This is a genomic window from Roseicyclus sp. (genome assembly GCF_018402035.1).
In the GTDB taxonomy this organism is placed as follows: Bacteria; Pseudomonadota; Alphaproteobacteria; order Rhodobacterales; family Rhodobacteraceae; genus Roseicyclus.
The window spans coordinates 1-5,149 of the sequence record NZ_JAGYJN010000032.1; the positions used below are offsets into that span (position 1 = coordinate 1).

Here is a 5,149-nt window from a genome sequence, read left to right on the forward strand (position 1 = left end):
GCGCGTTAACCTTGATGCGGGGTTAACGCTGGAGGGCGCGGGTGAAGGCAGGGCGCGCGCGCATCATGGCCATATGCTCTTGCAGGCGGGTTTCGGTGATGGGGAATTTGGCATTGGCCGCCCAGCCGCAGCAATGGGCCAAGAGAATGTCGGCGATGGTGAGGGTCTCGCCCATGAGGAAGGGGCCGTTTTCATCCATGCGGCTGGCCATATGGCTTTGGCTGCGGGTGAATTCCCATGCAAGGCTTTGCTTGATTTCGGGGACACGATGTTCTTCGGGCAAGATGAAGCTATGGCGCGCGGCGGTCCATAGGAGCGCGTCAAACTCATCGAGGATCAGATGGGTCAGGCTGTCTTGATGGGCGCGTTCGGTGGTGCCGGGGGCGAAGGAAAGCGCGCCGTGGCGGTCGGCCAGATAGGTCATGATCGCCACCGAATCGGTGATCGGCACATCATCGGCGATGAAGACCGGCACCTTGCCCGCCGGGCTGACGCGCATCACCGCTTCTGATCTTGGGGCGGCGTCGATATGCGCGTAGTCGAGGCCCAATTCCTCGAGCGTCCAGAGCACGCGGAAGGCGCGGCTTTTGACGGCGCCGATCAAGGTGTAGCCCATGGTTATCGTCTCCCTTTGCCCGGCATCATCGCCAGCCGGATCAATGCCCGTTCCATCAGCGCCATTTGCGGTGCGCTTTGTGCCGAGCGCAAGGTCAGGTCGGTGTCGACCAGCAAGCTCAGCGCGGTTTCCAAGGGGTCGCGGCCCCAGCGGTTGATCTGGGCCAGCATCCGGTCGCGGCGTGGGCCGAAAACGGGGGGGCGTTGCGCTTGCAGCCCGGCCGCCGCGCCACCGGGATGGCAGGCCGCCGCATGCAGCGTGCGGAAATGGCGCAAGGCCGCGATGCAGAGCGTGACGGGGGCCACACCTTGGCCTGCGAGGCGCGACAGAAGCGGACCGATGGCACCGGCCTCGGCCTCGGCTGCGGCGTGCAAGATATCGTCAAGCTCGGCCTCGCGCATGAGGGGGGCGACGGCTGTGATATCGGCAGCGCTGACCGGTGTGGTATCGCCGCGCTTGTAAAGGCCGAGTTTCTCGATCGTCTGGCGCAGATCGCCGGGGGGCAGGCTGCGCGCCAGCGCCTCCAGATCATCCATCGCGTCGCGGGGCAGATCGCGCAGACCCGCCTCGGCCAGAAGGGCCGCAATCTCGGCGCGCGAGGGGGGATCGTCGTAGATCGCGGCGGCGCGGGCGGTCTTGTGATCCTCGAACAGCTTGCGCAGCGCGGATTTCGGGGTGAGGCGCGCGGCGGTGGCGATGATCTGGGCATCGCCCGGGTGCCAATCGGCCAGCGCGCTGGCGAGGGTCGGGGCAAGCCCGTCGGTGGCGCCATCGATGAACACGGCGCGCGGGCCGGGGAAAAAGCCCACCGCCTTGACCGCATCGATCAACGCCGCCGGATCGCTGCGCAGATCGGCGGCGGCCAACCGCGTGAGGCGCATTTCGGCCTCGGCATTTTCGCCCAAGAGCGCCTTGAGCAGCTCTTGGCGGCGCAGTGCCACGCGCATCGCGTCATCGCCGAAGATCAGGCAGCCCGCCGATTTGGGATCGGGCGCGCGGCAAAAGGCGGCGATGTCACGCGGGGCGAGTTTCATGGGCGGCCCATGATCTTGGCGAGCGTGTTTGGGTCAAAGAACGACATTCACGATCCGGCCGGGGACGACGATGAGCTTTTTGGGCTGGCCCCCTGCCAGCGCCTTTTGCACAGCGTCATCTGCCAGCGCGATCTTTTCAACCTCTTCCTTTGGCATGTCCTTGGGAACGGTAATCTCGGATTTGCGCTTGCCGTTGATCTGGATGGGGAGCGTGACGGTGTCGGAGATCAGCATCGCCTCATCCGCCTTGGGCCAAGGCGCGTTGGCGATCAGGCCTGCGCCGCCCAGCATGGCCCAGATCTCTTCGGCCAGATGCGGGGTCATGGGGGACATGAGTTGGGCCAGCGTCAGCATCGCCTGTCGCTTGGTGGCGGCACCGGCTTGCGATTTCTGCAGGGCGTTGGTGAAGGCGTAAAGCTTGGCGATGGCCGCGTTGAAGCCGAAGCTGTCGACGCCTGCGGTGACATCGAAGATCGCCTTGTGCATTTCACGCAAGAGCGCCTCATCGGCCTCGGGCGAGGCCTTTTCGGTGGTGTTGGCGATGTCGGCGGCGATGCGATGGACGCGGGCGAGGTGCTTGGCCGTCGCCTCGGCCCCGGCGGCGGTCCATTCGACGTCACGCTCGGGCGGGCTGTCGGACAGGACGAACCAGCGCGCGGTATCGGCACCGTATTGGGCGATGATGGCGACGGGATCGACCACGTTGTTTTTCGATTTCGACATCTTGGCGGAGGGGATGATTTCCACCTCGCGGCCATCTTTCAGAAAGCCCTTTCCGTCGCGCAGGTCGACCTCTTCGGGGTAGTGGTAGAGGGGGCGGCCATTCGCATCGGTCGTTTTGTAGATCGCATGCGTCACCATGCCTTGGGTGAAGAGCGCATCGAAAGGCTCGATCGCGGTGTCGGGCAGGTGGCCGCAGATCGCCATCGCGCGGGCGAAGAAGCGGGAGTAGAGCAGGTGCAGGATCGCGTGTTCGATGCCGCCGATATATTGGTCGACATTCATCCAATAGGCGGCGTCATCCAGATCGGTGGGCGTTGTCGCATGGGGTGCGGTGAAGCGCGCGTAATACCAAGAGCTATCGACGAAGGTATCCATCGTGTCGGTTTCGCGGCGGGCGGGCGCGCCGCAGGCCGGGCAGGTGCAGTCTTTCCACGTCGGGTGACGGTCGAGCGGGTTGCCGGGGATGTCGAAGCTGACATCGCGGGGAAGCTCAATGGGCAGGTTCTCTTTGCGCTCGGGGACCACGCCGCAGGTGTCGCAATGGACGACCGGGATGGGGCAGCCCCAGTAGCGTTGGCGCGACAGGCCCCAGTCGCGCAGGCGGAACTTGGTCACGCCATGGCCGATGCCCTTGCCCTCGCAATGGGTGATGGCGGCGTCGATGGCTTGCGCGCCGGTCGCTTCCTCGGGCCAGTTGAAGGGGAGGGTCCAGCGCACGCGGTCGGTTTTGGGTGGCACGAAGGCTGGGCCGCCATCCTCGGGTTTCACATGATCGCCCGCAAGCGGCACGAAGGTCGAGATCACGGGAAGGCCGTATTTCCGCGCGAAATCGAGGTCGCGCTGGTCATGGGCGGGGCAGCCGAAGATCGCGCCGGTGCCATACTCCATCAAGATGAAATTGGCGATATAGACGGGCAGTTCCCATGCGGGATCGAAGGGGTGGCGCACGCGCAGGCCGGTGTCATGGCCCAGCTTCTCGGCCTTTTCGATGGCCTCTTCGGTGGTGCCGCCTTTGCGGGCCAGCGCGCAGAAATCGGCGATCTCGGGGTTTTGCGCTTCGAGGGCGCGGGCGATGGGGTGGTCGGGCGAGATGCCGACGAAACTTGCGCCCATCAGCGTGTCGGGGCGGGTGGTATAGACCTCGACCGAGGCATGGCCATGGGCCGGGGCGACCATGTCGAAGGCGAATTGCAACCCGCGCGAGCGGCCGATCCAATTGGCCTGCATCGTTTTGACCTTGGCGGGCCAATCATCGAGCCCGTCCAGCGCATCGAGCAATTCGCCCGAGAAATCGGAGATCTTGAAGAACCATTGCGTCAGTTCGCGGCGTTCCACATCCGCGCCTGAGCGCCAGCCCTTGCCGTCGATCACCTGTTCATTGGCAAGCACGGTCATATCGACCGGGTCCCAGTTCACGACCGCGTTCTTGCGATAGACGAGGCCCTTTTCAAGGAAATCGAGAAAGAGCGCCTGTTGCTGGCCGTAGTATTCCACATCGCAGGTGGCGAACATGCGCGACCAGTCAAGGCCAAAGCCCAAGGGCTTCATCTGGGCGACCATGGTGGCGATATTCTGATAGGTCCAGTCAGCGGGGTGGCCGCCCGAGGCCATCGCGGCGTTTTCGGCGGGCATGCCGAAGGCGTCAAAGCCCATCGGGTGCAGCACGTTGAACCCATTGGCCAGTTTGTAGCGCGCGATCACATCGCCCATCGTGTAGTTGCGCACATGGCCGATATGGATGCGCCCCGAGGGGTAGGGGAACATCTCGAGCACGTAGTATTTCGGCTTGTCGTCACTGCGGCGCGCGACAAAGGTCTGGGCCTTTTCCCATTCCTGTTGCCATTTGGGTTCCAGCGTGGCGGGGTCGTAGCGCGACATGGGGCAGGCATCCTTGGGTCTGAGACGAAAACGCCGGGCATCATGGCCCGGCGTGCTGATAGATAAGGCGCGCGCCCGCGTAAAGCGAGCTTAGAGGCTTGCGTCGCGAATGCGCAGCTGGCGCGCGCGGGTCAAGATCGCATCTTCGATCTGGCGCGCGACATCGCGGCTGACCGCGCCACTGCGCGATTGCACCGAGACACGTAGGCTACGCGCTTCGAGTGCGGGGTCTTGCACATAGACGGTTGCACGATAGGCGGTGCGCCCGCCGGGCGGTGTGCCATAGCCGAACTGGATCACACCCGAGAAGGGATCGGCTGCTTCGACTGGCATGAAGTTCAAAATCTCAAGCGAGGCGTTCCACAGGTAGCGATTCACCTCGACCGTATTGTTGGGGTCGTCAGAATTCTGGAACAGGTCAAAAATCGACTCGCGATTGGGATCGGGCAAAAGCCCCTCGTCAATCGCGGCTTGGCGGTTCGCCTCGCGGCGCGCTTCACGGCGTTCTTCGGCGGCACCGCGCGCGAAAAGCCCATCGCCCGTGCCGCCGCCAAACAGCCCAGCCCCACCGCTGCAGCCTGTCAAAAGCACAGCGATTGTGCAAATTCCCGCGATCTTTGCCAGTTTACCAAGCATGCGCCGGTCCCTGAATGGCCCCAATTACAATGCACCTGTTGGTATAGGACCGACCCAGTCGCGGCAAGTGTCTTTCCCTTTTGGCCCGGCAAAGGCGACTGTGGCATGTCTGCACCAGCCGCGCGGCAAGACGCGGGGGGGCTGTTCGGCTTTCTTGCAATCGTGGGCGCGCGGCGCGACACAACAGCATACTCAATTCGGATTCCCCGTCTTGAGGTGCACCTTTGAATACCAACACGAGGGAAAAACCATGAAAAAGGTT

The 5,149-nt window shown here is 63.9% G+C and carries 4 protein-coding genes; all 4 read right to left on the reverse strand.

Translation table 11 applies throughout. The features are described from left to right. Nucleotides 1–22: 22 nt before the first annotated feature. The 4 genes from KG698_RS14565 to KG698_RS14580 all read right to left on the reverse strand — a co-directional run bounded on the left by KG698_RS14565 (nucleotide 23) and on the right by KG698_RS14580 (nucleotide 4,887). Nucleotides 23–616: a glutathione S-transferase family protein gene (locus tag KG698_RS14565; RefSeq protein WP_213686274.1), complete on the reverse strand. Its 594-nt coding sequence runs from the start codon at nucleotides 614–616 to the stop codon at nucleotides 23–25. A 2-nt stretch (nucleotides 617–618) separates the two neighbouring features. Next, nucleotides 619–1,650 carry a DNA polymerase III subunit delta gene (locus KG698_RS14570; protein WP_213686275.1) on the reverse strand — a complete coding sequence of 344 codons (1,032 nt, stop codon included), beginning with the start codon at nucleotides 1,648–1,650 and terminating at the stop codon, nucleotides 619–621. Between the two features lie 33 nt (nucleotides 1,651–1,683). Then, the gene (gene leuS / locus KG698_RS14575) at nucleotides 1,684–4,251 is read right to left on the reverse strand and encodes a leucine--tRNA ligase (protein ID WP_213686276.1); all 2,568 of its coding nucleotides are present in this window, start codon (nucleotides 4,249–4,251) and stop codon (nucleotides 1,684–1,686) included. Nucleotides 4,252–4,341: 90 nt separating this feature from the next. Beyond that, nucleotides 4,342–4,887 (reverse strand): DUF3576 domain-containing protein, encoded by a 546-nt coding sequence (locus KG698_RS14580; RefSeq protein ID WP_213686277.1) that lies wholly within the window; start codon nucleotides 4,885–4,887, stop codon nucleotides 4,342–4,344. Nucleotides 4,888–5,149 lie beyond the last annotated feature (262 nt).

Coding starts and splice junctions, on each gene's coding strand:
- leuS (WP_213686276.1), bottom strand. CDS start 4,251: ATGTCGCGCTACGACCCCGCCACGCTGGAACCCAAATGGCAACAGGAA.
- KG698_RS14570 (WP_213686275.1), bottom strand. CDS start 1,650: ATGAAACTCGCCCCGCGTGACATCGCCGCCTTTTGCCGCGCGCCCGAT.
- KG698_RS14565 (WP_213686274.1), bottom strand. CDS start 616: ATGGGCTACACCTTGATCGGCGCCGTCAAAAGCCGCGCCTTCCGCGTG.
- KG698_RS14580 (WP_213686277.1), bottom strand. CDS start 4,887: ATGCTTGGTAAACTGGCAAAGATCGCGGGAATTTGCACAATCGCTGTG.